The following is a 17,200-nucleotide window of genomic DNA, read 5'->3' as shown; positions in this document are numbered from 1 at the left end:
TCTGCTCGAGAGAACGCTGCCAGGGTAGGTGTCCTTTGACACGCGCCTGACCCGGTTCTCACCTTCGTGCGGAAGGCTGCGTTCCGATGAAGCGCACGCCTCTCTACGCCGTCCTCGTACTCCTCGCCGTCACCTCCGCCTCCGAGGCGGCCGCCGATGACGGTCCCGGACCTTTCGGGGTCACCGTCACCGCCGCCACAACCGCGGAAACCGCGCGCGTGGGAGCGCTGTTCGACGGTGGGCAGCACTTCTGTACCGCGTCCGTCGTGCACAGCCCGCACCGGGATCTCATCGTCACCGCCGCGCACTGCCTGGACGGTGACACGGACGACCTCGTGTTCGTGCCGGGCTACCGGAACGGCAGGGCGCCGTACGGGAGGTGGCGCATCACCGGACGGTTTCTCCCCGACGCGTGGGACGAGGACAGTGACGTGGCGTTCGCGACCCTGGCCGAGCGGCGGGGCGAGGGCGTCGAGGACCTCGTCGGGGGGAACCGCTTCACCACCGGTACCGCGACCGGCGCCACCGGCGTCACGGTCACCGGCTACCCCGACTCCCGCGAGACGCCGGTCCGCTGCACCGACAAGCCGATCGCGCACAGCCGTACGCAACAACGCGTCGACTGTCCCGGCTTCAGCGGCGGCACCAGCGGCAGCCCGTGGGTCAACGGGGACGGGGAGGTCGTCGGGGTGCTCGGCGGGCACGAGCAGGGCGGGGCGACCGCCGGCATCTCGTACAGCGTGGTGCTCGGGCGGGAGGCCGCGCGGCTGTACCGGGACGCGACGGAGTCTCCTTCCGCATGATCACCCCAGAACGACGAAGGCGCCCCTAAACTGACCTGGGCGTCGGACTCCGGGGCAGCGAGGGGCGGTTGACGGTGCGTAAGGCATGGATCGTGGGGGGTGCCGTCCTCGGGGCGGGGCTCAGCTTCGTGATGCTGCTCGTCGTCGGTGTGTACGTCGTCGCCGGGAACCTCGCCAACGGGGTCGGCGGAGCCACGAAGGCGCTGGCCAAGGGGTCCGTGCCGGCCGCCTATCAGAACCTCGTGCAGAAGTGGGGCAACCTCTGCACCGCGATCAACCCGGCGCTGCTCGCCGCCCAGCTGTACCAGGAGAGCGGGTTCAACCCGAAGGCGCAGAGCGCCGCGGCCGCGCAGGGGATAGCGCAATTCATCCCCGGAACATGGGCCACGCACGGAATCGACGGCGACGGGGACGGCGACCGCGACGTATGGGATCCGAATGACGCGATTCCGTCGGCCGCGAAGTACGACTGCACCCTCGCCTCGTACGTGAAGGACGTCCCCGGGGACGCCACGAAGAACATGCTCGCGTCCTACAACGCGGGGGCCTACGCGGTGATCAAGTACGGGGGTGTGCCGCCGTACAAGGAGACCCAGAACTACGTGAAGACGATCACGACGCTGGAGGAGAGCTTCGCGGCTCCCGTCACGCGCGTGGATCCCTCGAAGCAGGCCGCCGGCGCCATCTACTACGCACAGAAGAAGCTCGGCACGCCCTACCTCTGGGGCGGTGACGGTACTGCTCAGGACGGTGGGCGGTTCGACTGCTCGGGGCTGACGAAGGCCGCGTACGAGAGCGTCGGGATCTCGTTGCCCCGCGTCGCCAACGACCAGTGGAACGCGGGTCAGCATCCGGCCAGGGACGAGCTTCTCCCCGGGGATCTCGTCTTCTTCTCGGACGACCTCACCAACTCCCGGGCCATCCGGCATGTGGGGATTTATGTCGGCGGCGGGTACATGATCGACGCCCCGAGAACGGGTGCTGTGATCCGGTTCGACCCGATCGACACCCCCGACTACTTCGGAGCCACACGCGTCACCGAAGATGGCGCGAAAGCGCTCCCCACGACGGTCTGACGGCCTGTGAACCTACCCCCTGAGCTGCAGTGATGTGTCTCTCTTCGATAACGTCTGCGTGATCATTCAGTGGAGGGTGGAACGTATTAACAGGGACCGTGCGTTCCTGTTCTCGTAGCGATCTACACACCACGGGGGTGGAACAGCGGCGCGCGAACCTCTGCGCGCCGGGAGAGCCGACGAAGGGGCCGCAGCACCATGGCTGGACTCGCCGCATCCGGGTCGAACCCCGACGTCGACCTGCTCTACGACATCAACGGCCTGGCCAAGGACGCACCCGTGTGGTTCGACCGGGTCATGGAGTACGTCGGTGAGTACGGGATCCTCCTGGCCACCGTGCTGCTCGTGCTGTGGTGCTGGCTGTCCGTGCGCAAGCGGGGCGGCGAGGAGGCTCCCTCGTCCGTGGCCGCGCTGGTCTGGGCGCCGCTCGCGGCCGGTGTCGCCGTGCTGGTCAACGTGCCGATACGAGGGTTCGTGGAGCGGCCCCGGCCGTTCCTCCAGCACGAGGGACTCGAGGTCCTGGTCTCCGGCAAGACCGACTACTCCTTCGTGAGCGACCACGCCACGATCACCATGGCCATGGCGGTCGGACTGTTCGTCGCCAACCGCAAGTTCGGCTTCTTCGGCATCGGCCTCGCCCTGCTCGAGGGCTTCTGCCGGGTCTACATGGGCGTGCACTACCCGACCGACGTCATCGGCGGCTTCGCCCTCGGTACCGCCGTGGCCCTGCTGCTGTCCCCGCTGGCCATGGCCCTGCTCACCCCGCTGATGAAGGCGATCGAGCGGTCGCCGCGCGCGGGGTGGCTCATCCGGGCACGCGGGAAGTCCTACGACGGTCAGGACTCCCTGATCCCCGGCGCCCGGAAGGAAACGGGCGCCGAGGAGCGGGACCTCGCCGCCTGATCCGCCGGACAGTCCCTAGAGGGCCTGCGGGAACGTGAAGAAGCCGTTCGGGTCGTACTGCTTCTTCACGGCCGTGAGCCTGGTCGCCGCGTCTCCGTAGTACGCCTTGCGCCAGTCCGTCAGGGACGGGTCGGTGTAGTTCTGGTAGGCCGCGCCCGATGCGTAGGGCTTCATCGCGTTGTGGGCCTGGGTCAGCCAGGACTGGGCGGTCGTGCCCGACGTGCCCGCCTTCCAGGCGGCGATGTACTGGGCCAGCATGCGGGAACGGCGGTGGACGAACGCCGTGGCCGTCGGCGAGACGCGGTTGACGGCGCCGCCGAGGGCCGTGAGGGCGATGTCGCCGGCGCCGCCGCGGACCGACTCCAGCTGCTTGAGCATCGCCTGGATGCCGGCCGTGGACAGGGAGCGGTCGAAGAAGTCCGACTTCGCGGCGTACGTCTCCCGGCCGAGCGCGCCCTGCGGGTTGCGGCCCGGGGTCTTGCCGGGCAGGTGGCACTGGGCGTCCGTGGTGAACGAGGAGCAGCCGGCGTAGACCTCCATCGCGTCCTCGTACGAGAGGCGCTTGAGGGAGACGCTGGTCGCGGGGGCACCGATCTTGTCGGCCAGGCGGTCCACGGCGTTCTGGAGCTCACCGTAGGTACCGAGGGAGAAGGCGGCGACGGAGACCGTGGTGTAGCCGCCGGAGGTGCCCGCCAGGTGCAGGGACGACCAGATCTCGTCGGGCTGGGTCGGGCCCCACTCCTGCCAGGCCTTGGTCACGGCAGCGGCCTTCGCCCAGGGCCAGGACATGTACGCCCTCACCGCCTGGGGTGCCGGGTGGGTCTTGAAGTGCAGCTCGGTGACGACGCCGAAGTTGCCGTTGCCCGCGCCGCGCAGCGCCCAGAAGAGGTCCTTGTTCTCGGTCGCGTTCGCGGTGAGCTGCTTGCCGTCCGCGGTGATCAGCGTCGCCTGGGTGAGGCTGTCGCAGGTCAGGCCGTAGGCGCGGGAGACGACTCCGTGGCCGCCGCCGAGGGTGAGTCCGGAGACGCCGACGGTGGGGCAGGAGCCGGCGGGGATGGTGACGCCCTTCGCGGTGAGGGCGCGGTAGACGTCGATGAGTTTCGATCCGGCGCCGACCACCGCTGTGCTGCCGCTGCTGCGGACCTTGTTGAGCTTCGAGACGTCGATGATCAGGCGGTTGTTGCCGGAGGACCAGCCGGCGTAGGAGTGGCCGCCGTTGCGGATCGCGATGTGGAGGTTGTGGGCTCGGGCGTAGGTGAGAGCGGTGCGGATGTCTTCCGCGTGGGCGATGTACGCGACCGCCGCGGGCTTCAGGTTGTCGAAGCGGGTGTTGTAGAGCTGGTGGGCGGTCGGCCAGTTCGTGTCGCCCGGGCGGATGAGGGTGCCGTCCAGGTCGCGGGCGAGGGCGGTCCAGTTTGCGGGGGCGGTGGCGGTGGTGCCGGCTCTGGTGGACGTACGTGCGGACTTGCCGGCGGTGGCCGTCTGCGCCGCGTCGGCCTTGTCGTCGCCGTTGCACGCGGTCGCGGTCGCCGCGGCGATTGCGGCTACGCCGCCGCCGATGAACGTACGCCGTTCCATGTCGCCTCCTGGGGGTTCGTGGAACGAGACGGGGTGGTGGGGTCGGGGGTTCCATCGTGCCGGTCGGTGGGGTTGCGGGCCGGGCTGTTCTCGCCCCCGCCGCCCCTACCCGTCTCATCCCTGGGGGCTGCGCCCCCAGACCCCCGATGACGGCCCTGAACGGGCCTCGTCCTCAAACGCCGGACGGGCTGAGATTGCCTGGACCGGCTTCGAGAGACGTGCAGTTACGTCTCTATGTGGTGTTTCGCGTCTGTTCTTGCCTGGCTTCTTGCTCTTCTTGCCGGGCCGCGCCAGCCGCAGGTGCAGCGGGCTGTGCAGAAGGGGCCCTGGTCGACTGTTGTCGTCAGGTGTTCAGGGGACTCGTGGGAAGGGGGGACCCTGTCCTGGTGTGCCACGGCGACAACGTTACCGAGCCCGGGTAAAGGGTTCGTATGCGCGTGACGGGCTCCGCATGGTCGTCGTTAGCGGAACGGACAGGGGGTCCGTGACGGAGGCAGGCGATGGCGGAGCGGCAGCAGAGGCGGACCGGTGGGGTCGGTGTTGTGGCGGGGGTCGTGGCCGTCGTCGTGGCCGGGGCCGCGGGGTGTTCGGCGAGCGGGGTCACCGCCGAGGACGGGCGGAGCTCGGGTGACGCCGTCGAGGTGGTGCGTCTTGCCGCCGACCGGCTTGTGGAGGCGCGGAGTTCCAAGGCCCGGACCTCCATGGAGATGGCGACCGGGGGGACCCGCGTCACCATTCGCGGGGAAGGGATCTATGACTATCGGCGCCGGGTCGGGGAGTTGAAGGTGCTGCTGCCGCAGGATCCCGCCGGGACGAGCGAGCATCGGCCCATCACCGAACTGCTCGCGCCCGGTGCGCTGTTCATGAAGAACCGTGGTGCCGGGGTGCCCTCCGACAAGTGGGTGCGGGTCGAGACCGCCTCGCTGTCGGACGGGAATCTCGTCACCGGGGGTGCCACCGATCCCTTCGCCGCCGCCGAGCTGCTGCGGGGGACCCGGTCCGCGACGTATGTCGGGGAGACCGAGGTCGCGGGGACGGAGGTGCGGCACTATCGGGGGGTCGCCGATCTCGCCGTCGCCGCTCGGGACGCCTCCGCCGGGAACAGGTCCGCACTCGGCGCGGCGGCGAAAGGGTTCGCCACTGCCCGGGTCCCCTTCGACGTCTACCTCGACGACGACGGGCGGATCCGCAAGGTCCGGCATCGGTTCAGCTTCGTCAACGGGCAGCAGGAGGGGACCGTGGCGGTCGCTTCCACTACCTTGCTCTACGACTTCGGGGTCGCCGTCGACGTACGGCTTCCGGAGGACGACGACATCTACGCCGGGAGGATCGCCGAGCAATAGCAGCCGTGACGGGCGTCAAGAACTAGCCCGTCCGTGCCATGCGCGGTGCGTAGGCCGCTCCCTACTCTAGGAAGCGGTGACGGCAGAGAAGAGGTGATGCACGTGGCTCCGGTCGGCGGTACGGCAGTTCAGGACCACGTGGCCCTCGCCGAGATCGAGCTGTGCGGGGACCTGATCATCGCGGCCTCGGCCGCCCACGAGGACAGGCTCAGCCTTGAGAGCATCGACGAGGTGCTGAAAGTGGCCCAGGAGCGCGAGGACGCCTCCGGCGCGTGAGCCGCCCGGGGGCGTCCCCTCAGCCGTCCGTCCGCGTCCGTTTCACGTCCGCAGCAGTCGGCCGATCGCCTTCGTCGCCTCTTCCACCTTCGCGTCGATCTCCTCGCCGCCCTTGAGGGCCGCGTCCGCGACGCAGTGCCGCAGGTGTTCCTCCAGCAGCTGCAGGGCGAAGGACTGCAGGGCCTTGGTGGAGGCGGACACCTGCGTGAGTATGTCGATGCAGTAGACGTCCTCGTCCACCATGCGCTGAAGGCCGCGGATCTGGCCCTCGATGCGGCGCAGGCGCTTGAGGTGCTCGTCCTTCTGCTTGTGGTAGCCGTGCACCCCGTGGTCGTGGTCCGTCTCGGCGGAGGGCACTTCCGCGCCGGCCTCGGTGGTCGTCATCGCGTCCTCCACATCTGCGGGCCAATATGAGGGCAGACATATACCCCTACCGGGTATATCGTACCCAACTTTGGCGGGTATAGGGCCTGCGGAAGGCCCCCGTGCCGACCACTCTGCCTGATGGGCGACACTGGGGGACGGCCCATTAGTCGTGGCCGGATGATGCACTTAGCATCAGCCTGACCGAAACCCATGCACCCCGAGGACCCCTTGTGCGCTTTCGTCTGACCCCCAGGGAGACGAGCTTCTACGACATGTTCGCCGCATCCGCGGACAACATCGTCACGGGCTCGAAGCTCCTCATGGAACTGCTCGGGGCGGACACCGCCGGCCGGGCCGAGATCGCAGAGCGTATGCGGGCCGCGGAACACGCAGGTGACGATGCCACGCACGCGATCTTCCACCAGCTGAACTCCTCGTTCATCACGCCGTTCGACCGTGAGGACATCTACAACCTCGCGTCGTCCCTCGACGACATCATGGACTTCATGGAGGAGGCCGTCGACCTCGTCGTCCTCTACAACGTCGAGGAACTCCCCAAGGGCGTCGAGCAGCAGATCGAGGTGTTGGCGCGGGCCGCCGAGCTCACCGCCGAGGCCATGCCGAACCTGCGGACCATGGACAACCTCACCGAGTACTGGATCGAGGTCAACCGGCTGGAGAACCAGGCCGACCAGATCCACCGCAAGCTGCTCGCCATGCTCTTCAACGGCAAGTACGAGGCCATCGAGGTGCTGAAGCTCAAGCAGATCGTGGACGTACTGGAAGAGGCGGCCGACGCGTTCGAGCACGTCGCCAACACCGTGGAGACCATCGCGGTCAAGGAGTCCTGAACCACGTGGACACCTTTGCTCTGATCGTGACCATCGGCGTCGCGCTCGGCTTCACGTACACCAATGGTTTCCACGATTCGGCCAACGCGATCGCGACCTCGGTCTCCACGCGGGCGCTGACCCCGCGGGCCGCGCTCGCGATGGCGGCCGTGATGAACCTCGCGGGTGCGTTCCTCGGCAGCGGGATCGCCAAGACCGTGAGTGAGGGCCTGATCGAGACCCCGCAGGGCAACAGGGGGATGTGGATCCTCTTCTCCGCCCTCGTCGGCGCGATCGTCTGGAACCTGGTCACCTGGTATTTCGGTCTGCCCTCGTCGTCCTCGCACGCGCTGTTCGGCGGCATGGTGGGAGCGGCGCTCGCGGGCGGGATCGACGTGATCTGGTCCGGGGTGCTCGAGAAGGTCGTCATCCCGATGTTCCTGTCGCCGATCGTCGGTATCGTCACCGGCTATCTGGTGATGGTCGCGATCATGTGGATGTTCCGGAAGTCCAACCCGCACAAGGCCAAGCGCGGTTTCCGGATCGCGCAGACCGTGTCCGCGGCCGGTATGGCCCTCGGTCATGGTCTGCAGGACGCGCAGAAGACGATGGGCATCGTGGTGATGGCGCTCGTCATCGCCGATGTCGAGGACGCGGGCGACCCGATCCCGGTGTGGGTCAAGATCGCCTGTGCGGTGATGCTGTCGCTCGGCACGTACGCGGGTGGCTGGCGGATCATGCGGACGCTCGGGCGGAAGATCATCGAGCTGGACCCGCCGCAGGGCTTCGCCGCGGAGACCACGGGCGCGGGGATCATGTTCACCACCGCGTTCATGTTCCACGCGCCGATCTCGACGACCCATGTCATCACCTCGGCGATCATGGGCGTGGGTGCGACGAAGCGCGTGAACGCCGTGCGGTGGGGTGTCGCGAAGAACATCATCCTGGGCTGGTTCATCACCATGCCGGCTGCGGCGCTGGTCGCGGCGGGTGTGTTCGGGGTCGTGAACCTGGCGTTCCTGTGAGCGTGGTCAAGTAGTTGAAAAACACCCGACACTCCCGCCCCTTTCGTGAGACCTTGGGGATCACCTGTTCTATGAACACGTGTTCGAAGGGGGATTTCTCATGAACACTCTCAGCAGGCGTCTGCTGTCCGGTGCGGGAGCGGTGGGTGCCGCGGCGGCCACCATGCTCTACGTGGCAGCGCCGGCCTCCGCGGCGACCGAGATCTACAGCGTGTCGACCTACAGGTCCGGTGACTACGCGGCGTCCGCGGGCTCGGAGGCCTTCTACACGGACGACGACTCCTTCCACATCTGCGACAACTCGACCGACGGTGCCGGTGTCGTCGGGTACTGGAAGGTCGGCAGCTCCGGCACGGTCCACTCCAAGTACAACGGCAACGGCTTCAACACGTGCGTGCCGTCCGACGAGGACTTCGCCGAGTCGGCCACGCTCTACATCAGGGTCTGTCTCCGTGACGACGGCACCGTGGTCTCGGCCACGTGCAGCGGCTGGAAGACGGCCTACGCCGACGGCGTCGCGTAACCGCCGACCGTACGAAACGGGCCCGCCCCCTGGGAGCCAGGGGGCGGGCCCTTTTTCGTCCTCGCGGTGGCACCGCCATGCAGCACCGCGAGGGGTCTTCATCGGGTGCCGGTCTAGCCGAAGCGGCCCGAGATGTAGTCCTCCGTGGCCTGGACCGACGGGTTGGAGAAGATGCGCTCCGTGTCGTCGATCTCGATCAGCTTGCCGGGCTGGCCGACGGCCGCGAGGTTGAAGAACGCCGTGCGGTCCGAGACACGGGCGGCCTGCTGCATGTTGTGCGTCACGATGACGATCGTGAAGCGCTCCTTCAGCTCGCCGATCAGGTCCTCGATCGCCAGGGTGGAGATGGGGTCCAGGGCCGAGCAGGGCTCGTCCATCAGCAGGACGTTCGGCTCGACCGCGATCGCGCGGGCGATGCACAGACGCTGCTGCTGGCCGCCGGACAGGCCCGAGCCCGGCTTGTTCAGGCGGTCCTTGACCTCGTTCCAGAGGTTCGCGCCCTTGAGGGACTTCTCAACGATGTCCGCGAGCTGGGCCTTCTTGTACGAGCCGTTCAGGCGCAGGCCCGCCGCCACGTTGTCGAAGATCGACATCGTGGGGAACGGGTTCGGGCGCTGGAAGACCATGCCGACCTCGCGGCGCACGGACACGGGGTCGATGCCGGTGCCGTACAGGTCCTCGTCGTCCAGGAGTACCTTGCCCTCGACGCGGCCGCCGGGGGTGACCTCGTGCATCCGGTTCAGGGTGCGCAGGAACGTCGACTTGCCGCAGCCGGAGGGGCCGATGAAGGCCGTCACCGAGCGGGGCTCGACGGTCATCGAGATGTCCTCGATCGCCTTGTGGGAGCCGTAGTAGGCGGTCAGTCCGCTTACGTCGATTCGCTTGGCCATGACTACTTCACTTCCAGATCAGTCGCTGTGGGGTCGCGTCAGCGACCGGTCTTCGGGGCCTTCCAGCGGGCGATGCCGCGGGCCACCAGGTTCAGGATCATCACGAAGGCGATCAGCGTCAGTGACGCCGCCCAGGCGCGGTCGTACGCCGCTCCGGAGCCCGCGCTGTTCGCGTACTGCTGGTAGATGTACAGCGGCAGCGAGGACTGCGCGCCCTCGAAGGGGTTGTTGTTGATGAACGGGTTACCGAACACCAGCAGCAGAACCGGAGCGGTCTCACCGGCGATACGGGCGATGGCCAGCATGATGCCGGTCGTGATGCCGCCGATCGCGGTGGGCAGGACCACCTTCAGGATGGTGCGCCACTTCGGGACGCCGAGCGCCAGGGAGGCCTCACGCAGCTCGTTCGGGACGAGCTTGAGCATCTCCTCCGTGGAGCGGACGACCACCGGCATCATCAGGATGGCCAGGGCCAGCGAGCCGGCGAAGCCGAAGGGCTGCATCTCGAACTGGAGCATGAGGCTGAGAATGAACAGACCGGCGACGATCGACGGGATGCCGGTCATGACGTCGACGAAGAACGTGATGGCCCGGGAGAGGTTGCCGCGCCCGTACTCGACCAGGTAGATCGCGGTGAGCACGCCGACCGGGGCGGCGATCAGGGTGGCGAGGCCGACCTGCTCGAGGCTGCCGATGATGGCGGCGTAGATGCCGCCGCCCGGCTCGGTGTCGGCGACGACACCCATCGAGTGGGTCAGGAAGTAGACGTCGAGGACTTTCAAGCCGCGTGCGACGGTCACCCAGACCAGGGAGACCAGCGGGATGACGGCGAGCATGAAGGCGACCCAGACGAGCGACGTCGCCATGCGGTCCTTGGCCTGGCGGCGGCCCTCGACGCGGGCGGCGATGCCGAACGTGCCGACGAGGAAGAGGATCGCGGCGATCAGGCCCCACTGGACGCGGCTGTCGAGGCCGGCGCCCAGACCGATGCCGACCGCGACGGCGACCGAGCCGGCGGCGATGGCGTACGGGGACCACTTGGGCAGGCGGGCACCGTGCAGGGTGCTGACGGTTGCGGTGCTCATGCGTTGGCCCCCGAGTACTCCTTGCGGCGGGCGATGATCGCGCGGGCCGCGCCGTTGACCAGCAGGGTGATGACGAACAGGACCAGGCCGGAGGCGATCAGCGCGTCACGGCCGAACTCGTTGGCCTCACCGAACTTGCTGGCGATGTTCTGGGCGAAGGTGCCGCCGCCCGGGTCGAGCAGGCTGGCCTGGATGTCGAAGGTCGGGGAGAGCACGGTGGCCACGGCCATCGTCTCGCCGAGTGCGCGGCCGAGGCCGAGCATCGAGGCGGAGATCACGCCGGAGCGGCCGAAGGGGATCACCGCCATGCGGATGACCTCCCAGCGGGTGGCGCCGAGCGCCAGGGCCGCCTCCTCCTGCATCTGCGGCGTCTGCCGGAACACCTCACGGCTGACGTTGGTGATGATCGGCAGGATCATGATCGCGAGCAGGATGCCGACCGTGAGCATCGAGCGGGGGGCGCCGCCCTCCCACGAGAAGATGCCGGTCCAGCCGAGGTACTCGTCCAGCCAGCCGAAGAGGCCGGTCATGTTCGGTACGAGGATCAGGGCGCCCCACAGGCCGTAGACGATGGACGGCACGGCGGCGAGCAGGTCGACCACGTACGCGATGGGACCGCTCAGCCTGCGCGGGGCGTAGTGCGTGAGGAACAGCGCGATGGCGACCGCGATCGGGACCGCGATGACCATGGCGACGATCGAGGAGACGACCGTGCCGAAGGCCAGGACCGCGATGCCGAACTTCGGCGGGAGCACGCTGGTGTTCCACTCGAAGGCGGTGAGGAAGTTGGCCTCGTCCTTGCTGATCGCGAGGGACGCGCGGTAGGTGAGGAAGACCGCGATCGCGGCCATGATCACCAGCAGGAAGATGCCCGAACCGCGGGACAGGGCGAGGAAGATGCGGTCGCCGGGGCGGGTGGCGCCACGGGCCGCGGCCTTCTGCTCGGTCGCGGTGGGTTGCGGGGCGGGGGGAGGAGTGTCAGCTATCTGTGTGGTGTCCATCGGGTTCTCCGGTCTGCGGAGTCGTACGGCTGTACGACTCCTGGCGGCGGTGCACCGGACGGTGCGGTCCGGTCCGGGGTTTCAGGCCCTGGACCGGACCGCACGCGTGGATCAGCTCAGGCCCTCGATGGTGGTGCGGACCTTGGCGATGATGTCGTCGGGGATCGGGGCGTAGCCGGCGTCGGCGAGCGCGCCCTGGCCGTCCTCGGAGGCGATGTAGCGCAGGAAGGCCTTCGTGGCGGGCAGGCTGTCGGACTTGTTGCCCTTGTCGCAGACGATCTCGTACGTGACCAGGGTGATCGGGTAGGCGCCGTCGGCCTTGGTCGCGTAGTCCAGCTTCAGCGACAGGTCCTTGCCGGTGCCGACGACCTGGGCGGCCGCGATCGCCTTGGTGGCGTTCTCGACGGTGGCCTCGACCGGGGAGGAGGCGCCCGTGTCGATGGTGACCGGGACGATGCCGTCCTTGGCGTACGACAGCTCCATGTAGGAGATGGCGCCGGAGGTCTGCTTGACCTGCTGGGCGACACCGGAGGAGCCGGAGGCCGACTGGCCGCCCTTGGCCTGCCAGGCCTTGCCGCCCTCGTACTTCCAGTTCGCCGGGGAGGCGGCGATCAGGTACTTGGTGAAGTTGTCCGTGGTGCCGGACTCGTCGGAGCGGTGGAACGCCTGGATCTTCAGGTCGGGGAGCTTGGCGTCGGGGTTGAGCGCCTTGATCGCCGCGTCGTTCCAGTTGGTGATCTTGCTGTCGAAGATCTTGGCGAGCGTCTCGGCGTTCAGGACGAGCTTGTCCACGCCCGGGACGTTGAAGCCGACCGCGATCGGGCCGCCGACCATCGGCAGGTCGATGCCCTGGCCGCCGGTGCAGACCGACTTGGAGGCGGTGACCTCTTCGGGCTTCAGCGCGGAGTCCGAACCGGCGAAGGCCACCTGGCCCTGGGTGAACGCGGTGACGCCGGCGCCGGAGCCGCCGCCCTTGTAGTTGATCTGGACGCCGGAGCAGGCGGCCGTGAACTGCTTGACCCAGGCGTCGATCGCGTTCTTCTGCGCGGAGGAGCCGTCGGCGAGGAGCTGGCCCTTGGCGTCGTCGCACTTGATGGAGCTGTTGGCGGCGGTGGAGCTGCTCGCGCCGTCCGAGGTGCCGGTGTCGTCGGAGCCGCACGCCGTGAGGGCCAGGGCGCCGGAGACGGCGATCGCGCCGAGAGCGAGAGCCCGCCGGTTCTTGCGCTGAAGCTTCACTGAGGGAGTTCCTTCCGAGAGCCGCCGTCCTGAATCCGGCGGCGTGCGAAGACTGGGTGATGCGGACGCGTCTTCGAGGTGTTCTTCCGAGGAGCGGTCCGCACCGCGTAAGGCCGAAATTAGGCAGATCAGGTGAAGGCGCCGACTGGCGTAAATGAACGGGGGGTGAACCCCTGCGGAAGGTGCGGTTAGGTCACGGAAGGCTTACGTCGAGGACACGACGCGATTCCGGACTATGCCAGGTGCAGCGAGGCCAGCAGAGAGTCCACGAGCCTGCGGTCCCTCGGCTGGGTCAGGCGGTTGCGGGCCGCCGTGGGGGAGAGCCACAGGATGCGGTCGACCTCGCTGTTCGGGGTGAAGGCGCCGTCGACGGCCTCGGCGGCCCAGTAGCGGACCTGTTTGGGGCGCTCGTTCGCCACGTAATGCATCGTGGGGAGCTCGGCGCCGGTCGCCGCCCGGTAGCCGGTTTCCTCCGCCACCTCGCGCAGGGCGCCGCTCAGGGGGTCCTCGCCGCGCTTCAGCTTGCCCTTGGGGTGGGACCAGTCGTCGTATTTCGGCCTGTGGACGAGGCATACCTCCAGCTCACCGTCGAAGGGCGAGCGGCGCCACAGGACGCAGCCCGCCGCCTGGACGGTGCTGTTGTCGGGAGAGCTCACCGAGGGCTCACCGCCTCCGTGTCGGCTACGAGGTGCTGACGGTTTCCATCTGCCACGAACGCTCGAAGGCGAACCTGGCGGCTTCCACTTCGTGGCGCTGGTCGGCGTGGAGCACACCGAGGGCGTAGGCGGTCGCGGGCGCGATCCGGGGCGTGCGGGCCGCCTGCGCGGCGGCCGCGGCGGCCTCGGAGGCGTCGCGGTGCCGGTCGAGTGCCTCGCCGGCCGCGAGCAGACGTACGTCGGTCAGGTCGCCGCGCAGGACCTCGCGGGCGTACCGGTGCAGACGCAGCAGCAGGCGGACCTGGTGCCAGGGCGCGTCCTGGGGGTGCGGGGCCGGGTCCGGGGAGAGGCCGTGGACGAGGGCCTCGGCGTTGTAGGGGTGGCCCGCGGTGACCAGGGGGAGGGCGGCCACGGCGTCCTTGAGGCGGTCCTTGGCGGCGAGGGCGAGGGGCCGTAGGTCGGTGGAGGGGGCCGCGGGGGTCAGGGGCACCTCGCTGGCGAGTACGGCGATGTTGTCGGCGACCGCGTGGAAGCGGGAGGAGCCGAGCGCCTGGAGGGCGGTGCTGTGGGCCCGGGTCCTGGCCAGGGTCAGCTGGCGGTCCAGGAGCGCGCCTGCCTTGGCCGCGCCCACCGTGAGGTTGCCGCGATCAGGGGTGGCCGCGGGGTGGGGCGCCGGGCCGGCGCTGCCGGGTGCCGCCGCGCCCACGCGTGGCGCCCTGGCGGCACGATGGCCCGCGGCTACGTCGGGATGACCGATACCCGCGTCGGCGTGGCCGCCTGCCACGCCCCCCGTCTGCCCCGGCAACACCGTCGCCCCCGACAGCCTGTGCAGCGCCAGCAGCAGCCTCTCCAGCCGCGCCTCGCACGCGTGCTCCGACGCCAACGTGCCCGACACCCACGCCAGTTCGGGCCGCATCCGTTCCGACCAGTCCGTCTCCAGGAGCGGCCGGAAGGTGTGGAGGCTGCCGCTGATGCGGCGGGCCGAGCGGCGCAGGGCCCGGGCCGCGTCGACGGGGGGCGCCGCGCCGTTGCCGGCGGCGGCACCGGACTCCCGGTGCAGTCGCAGGGCGCGCAGGAACTCCGTGGCCTGGGCCCGGAGGTAGCCCGCGAGGGCTTCCCCCGTCATCGGCCCGATATGACTGGACACGGGTTCCGTCGGTTCAAGGTGTTGCTGTGCCACGCCGGCGCCTCCGGGCGTCTATGAGCATCTCCTGGACGTTGCGCAGCGGCTGGCCCTCCGCGTCGGTCGCGTGCCGCTCCCACTCGCCGTCCGGACCCAGATGCCAGGAGGACGTGGCGTCGGACATGCCCGTCTCCAGGAGACGGTTGAGCGCCGCTCGGTGGGCCGGGTCCGTCACCCTGACCAGCGCCTCGATACGGCGGTCGAGGTTGCGGTGCATCATGTCGGCGCTGCCGATCCACACCTCGGGCTCACCGCCGTTGCCGAAGCCGAAGACCCGGGAGTGCTCCAGGAAGCGGCCGAGGATCGAGCGGACCCGGATGTTCTCCGACAGGCCCGTGACGCCGGGGCGGATCGCGCAGATGCCGCGCACCCACACGTCGACCGGCACGCCGGCCTGGGACGCGCGGTAGAGCGAGTCGATGAGCGCCTCGTCCACCATCGAGTTGACCTTGATGCGGATGAAGGCCGGACGCCCCGCACGGTGGTGCTGGACCTCCTTGTTGACCCGGGAGATCAGCCCGTCGCGAAGAGACTTGGGGGCCACCAGAAGGCGGCGGTACGTCTCCCGGCGCGAGTAGCCCGAGAGGCGGTTGAACAGGTCCGAGAGGTCCGCGCCGACCTGCGGGTCCGCCGTCAGCAGGCCCAGGTCCTCGTAGAGACGCGCCGTCTTGGGGTGGTAGTTGCCGGTGCCGACGTGGCTGTAGCGCCGTAGCGTCTCGCCCTCCTGGCGGACCACCAGGGACAGCTTGCAGTGGGTCTTCAGGCCCACCAGGCCGTAGACGACATGGCAGCCCGCCTCCTCCAGCTTGCGCGCCCACTTGATGTTGGCGTGCTCGTCGAAGCGGGCCTTGATCTCGACCAGGACGAGGACCTGCTTGCCGGCCTCGGCGGCGTCGATGAGGGCGTCGACTATCGGGGAGTCGCCGGAGGTCCGGTACAGGGTCTGCTTGATGGCGAGGACGTCCGGGTCGTCCGCCGCCTGCTGGAGGAAGGCCTGCACGGACGTCGAGAAGCTGTCATACGGGTGGTGCAGCAGCACGTCACGGGCGCGCAGGGCCGCGAAGATATCGGGCGCGGACGCCGACTCGACCTCGGCCAGGTCGCGGTGGACGCCGGCGATGAACTTCTTGTACTTCAGCTCGGGCCGGTCGATGGAGGCGATACGGAAGAGACCGGTGAGGTCCAGGGGACCCGGCAGCGGGTACACCTCGGCCTCGGAGATCTTCAGCTCGCGCACCAGCAGGTCCAGGACCTCGCGGTCGATGGACTCCTCCACCTCCAGGCGCACCGGCGGCCCGAAGCGGCGCCGCATGAGCTCCTTCTCCAGGGCCTGCAGGAGGTTCTCGGCGTCGTCCTCCTCGACCTCCAGGTCCTCGTTCCTGGTCAGGCGGAAGGCGTGGTGCTCCAGCACCTCCATGCCCGGGAACAGCTCCTCCAGGTGCGCGGCGATGACGTCCTCGATGGGGACGTAGCGGCCGGGGGAGCTCTCCAGGAAGCGGGACAGCAGCGGCGGGACCTTGACGCGGGCGAAGTGGCGGTGGCCGGTGACGGGGTTGCGTACGACGACCGCGAGGTTCAGCGAGAGACCCGAGATGTACGGGAAGGGGTGCGCCGGGTCGACCGCCAGGGGGGTCAGGACCGGGAAGATCTGGTGCCGGAAGAGGGTGAAGAGGCGGGCCTGCTCCTTCTCCTGGAGCTCGTTCCAGCGGACCAGGTGGATGCCCTCCTCCGCGAGTGCGGGGGCGACGTCCTCGTGGTAGCAGGCGGCGTGCCGGGCCATCAGCTCGCGGGAGCGGGCCCAGATCATCTCCAGCACCTCGCGCGGCTGGAGGCCGGAGGCGGAGCGGGTGGCGACGCCGGTGGCGATACGGCGCTTCAGACCGGCCACCCGGACCATGAAGAACTCGTCCAGGTTGCTGGCGAAGATCGCGAGGAAGTTCGCCCGTTCGAGAAGAGGCGTGTTCGGGTCCTCGGCGAGTTCCAGGACGCGCTCGTTGAACGCGAGCCAGCTGCGCTCCCGGTCGAGGAAACGACCCTGCGGGAGGTCAGGTCCATCGAAGGGCGACTCCTCGTACGCGTCGAGGTCGGCGTCGATGTCGGGTTCCAGGTCGGAGACCGCCGCGGCCACGGTGTGCGGGCGGTGCGCGGCTATGGAGCCCACGGAGGGCTGCGCGTGCTGGACCTGTGCTGCCTGGGTGCTGGGCTGGCTCATGGACCCATTCTTCCGCGCCATGGGCGAGACAGGCGCGTCGGAGAGCGCGGGCGGGAGCGCGGCGACTCCGTTCCGCGCGGGTCCCTCGGGGGGCGGCGAAGGCTCGGGCACGGCGGGCTTCATTCGCCGAGCGTCGCAAGTCTGTCTGAACCGTTGGTTACGGAGACATGGCGTGTGGGACACCGGGGGGCGGATCCCGGGCATCCGCCCGCCC

At 69.0% G+C, this 17,200-nt stretch carries 17 protein-coding genes; 8 read left to right on the top strand and 9 right to left on the bottom strand.

The genetic code is table 11. The features are described 5' to 3' along the window. Positions 1-86: 86 nt before the first annotated feature. From OHU89_RS23760 to OHU89_RS23750, 3 genes are all read left to right on the top strand, one after another. Positions 87-803: a trypsin-like peptidase domain-containing protein gene (locus tag OHU89_RS23760; protein ID WP_405645679.1), complete on the top strand. Its 717-nt coding sequence runs from the start codon at positions 87-89 to the stop codon at positions 801-803. Between the two features lie 68 nt (positions 804-871). Beyond that, the gene (locus OHU89_RS23755) at positions 872-1,879 is read left to right on the top strand and encodes a bifunctional lytic transglycosylase/C40 family peptidase (RefSeq protein ID WP_323185143.1); all 1,008 of its coding nucleotides are present in this window, start codon (positions 872-874) and stop codon (positions 1,877-1,879) included. A gap of 198 nt (positions 1,880-2,077) precedes the next feature. After that, positions 2,078-2,782, top strand: coding sequence for a phosphatase PAP2 family protein (locus OHU89_RS23750; RefSeq protein ID WP_405645677.1), 705 nt, complete (start codon positions 2,078-2,080; stop codon positions 2,780-2,782). A gap of 15 nt (positions 2,783-2,797) precedes the next feature. Here OHU89_RS23750 and OHU89_RS23745 read toward each other — a convergent pair whose 3' ends face one another. After that, on the bottom strand, positions 2,798-4,360 hold the full coding sequence (locus tag OHU89_RS23745; protein WP_405645675.1) for an FAD-binding oxidoreductase: 1,563 nt from the start codon (positions 4,358-4,360) through the stop codon (positions 2,798-2,800). Positions 4,361-4,860: 500 nt separating this feature from the next. On the opposite strand from OHU89_RS23745, the gene OHU89_RS23740 reads away from it, so the two are divergent. Together OHU89_RS23740 and OHU89_RS23735 are read left to right on the top strand one after the other, a co-directional pair. After that, the gene (locus tag OHU89_RS23740) at positions 4,861-5,703 is read left to right on the top strand and encodes a hypothetical protein (protein ID WP_405645673.1); all 843 of its coding nucleotides are present in this window, start codon (positions 4,861-4,863) and stop codon (positions 5,701-5,703) included. Between the two features lie 96 nt (positions 5,704-5,799). Further along, the gene (locus tag OHU89_RS23735; RefSeq protein WP_046262891.1) at positions 5,800-5,979 is read left to right on the top strand and encodes a hypothetical protein; all 180 of its coding nucleotides are present in this window, start codon (positions 5,800-5,802) and stop codon (positions 5,977-5,979) included. Between the two features lie 42 nt (positions 5,980-6,021). Here OHU89_RS23735 and OHU89_RS23730 read toward each other — a convergent pair whose 3' ends face one another. Next, the gene (locus OHU89_RS23730; RefSeq protein ID WP_046262890.1) at positions 6,022-6,363 is read right to left on the bottom strand and encodes a metal-sensitive transcriptional regulator; all 342 of its coding nucleotides are present in this window, start codon (positions 6,361-6,363) and stop codon (positions 6,022-6,024) included. Between the two features lie 212 nt (positions 6,364-6,575). Here OHU89_RS23730 and OHU89_RS23725 point away from each other — a divergent pair, with 212 nt between their 5' ends. The 3 genes from OHU89_RS23725 to OHU89_RS23715 all read left to right on the top strand — a co-directional run bounded on the left by OHU89_RS23725 (position 6,576) and on the right by OHU89_RS23715 (position 8,723). Next, the gene (locus OHU89_RS23725) at positions 6,576-7,196 is read left to right on the top strand and encodes a DUF47 domain-containing protein (protein ID WP_030043659.1); all 621 of its coding nucleotides are present in this window, start codon (positions 6,576-6,578) and stop codon (positions 7,194-7,196) included. Between the two features lie 5 nt (positions 7,197-7,201). Next, a complete protein-coding gene (locus OHU89_RS23720) occupies positions 7,202-8,200 on the top strand; it encodes an anion permease (protein WP_405645671.1) in 999 nt (332 codons plus the stop codon). A 100-nt stretch (positions 8,201-8,300) separates the two neighbouring features. Beyond that, positions 8,301-8,723, top strand: a complete 423-nt coding sequence (locus OHU89_RS23715) for a hypothetical protein (protein ID WP_405645669.1) — start codon at positions 8,301-8,303, stop codon at positions 8,721-8,723. A gap of 113 nt (positions 8,724-8,836) precedes the next feature. Here the strand turns inward: OHU89_RS23715 and pstB are convergent, their stop codons facing one another. The 7 genes from pstB to OHU89_RS23680 all read right to left on the bottom strand — a co-directional run bounded on the left by pstB (position 8,837) and on the right by OHU89_RS23680 (position 17,109). Next, the gene (gene pstB / locus OHU89_RS23710) at positions 8,837-9,613 is read right to left on the bottom strand and encodes a phosphate ABC transporter ATP-binding protein PstB (RefSeq protein ID WP_046262887.1); all 777 of its coding nucleotides are present in this window, start codon (positions 9,611-9,613) and stop codon (positions 8,837-8,839) included. 38 nt (positions 9,614-9,651) lie between these two features. After that, positions 9,652-10,698 carry a phosphate ABC transporter permease PstA gene (pstA, locus tag OHU89_RS23705; protein WP_405645667.1) on the bottom strand — a complete coding sequence of 349 codons (1,047 nt, stop codon included), beginning with the start codon at positions 10,696-10,698 and terminating at the stop codon, positions 9,652-9,654. Further along, positions 10,695-11,699 (bottom strand): phosphate ABC transporter permease subunit PstC, encoded by a 1,005-nt coding sequence (gene pstC, locus OHU89_RS23700; protein ID WP_405645665.1) that lies wholly within the window; start codon positions 11,697-11,699, stop codon positions 10,695-10,697. The genes pstA and pstC overlap by 4 nt, the downstream gene beginning before the upstream one ends. A gap of 111 nt (positions 11,700-11,810) precedes the next feature. Beyond that, complete coding sequence (gene pstS, locus OHU89_RS23695; protein WP_405645663.1) at positions 11,811-12,935, bottom strand: phosphate ABC transporter substrate-binding protein PstS; 1,125 nt, start codon at positions 12,933-12,935, stop codon at positions 11,811-11,813. A 233-nt stretch (positions 12,936-13,168) separates the two neighbouring features. Further along, a complete protein-coding gene (locus tag OHU89_RS23690; protein ID WP_405645661.1) occupies positions 13,169-13,591 on the bottom strand; it encodes an NUDIX hydrolase in 423 nt (140 codons plus the stop codon). A 25-nt stretch (positions 13,592-13,616) separates the two neighbouring features. Beyond that, positions 13,617-14,771: a CHAD domain-containing protein gene (locus OHU89_RS23685; protein WP_405645659.1), complete on the bottom strand. Its 1,155-nt coding sequence runs from the start codon at positions 14,769-14,771 to the stop codon at positions 13,617-13,619. Continuing rightward, positions 14,752-17,109, bottom strand: a complete 2,358-nt coding sequence (locus OHU89_RS23680; RefSeq protein WP_405645657.1) for an RNA degradosome polyphosphate kinase — start codon at positions 17,107-17,109, stop codon at positions 14,752-14,754. The genes OHU89_RS23685 and OHU89_RS23680 overlap by 20 nt, the downstream gene beginning before the upstream one ends. Positions 17,110-17,200: the final 91 nt, after the last annotated feature.

This window comes from Streptomyces sp. NBC_00019 (assembly GCF_045041015.1).
GTDB lineage: Bacteria > Actinomycetota > Actinomycetes > Streptomycetales > Streptomycetaceae > Streptomyces.
The sequence above is the reverse complement of the archived record's forward strand: the minus strand, read 5'-3'. Positions and strand labels throughout refer to the sequence as shown.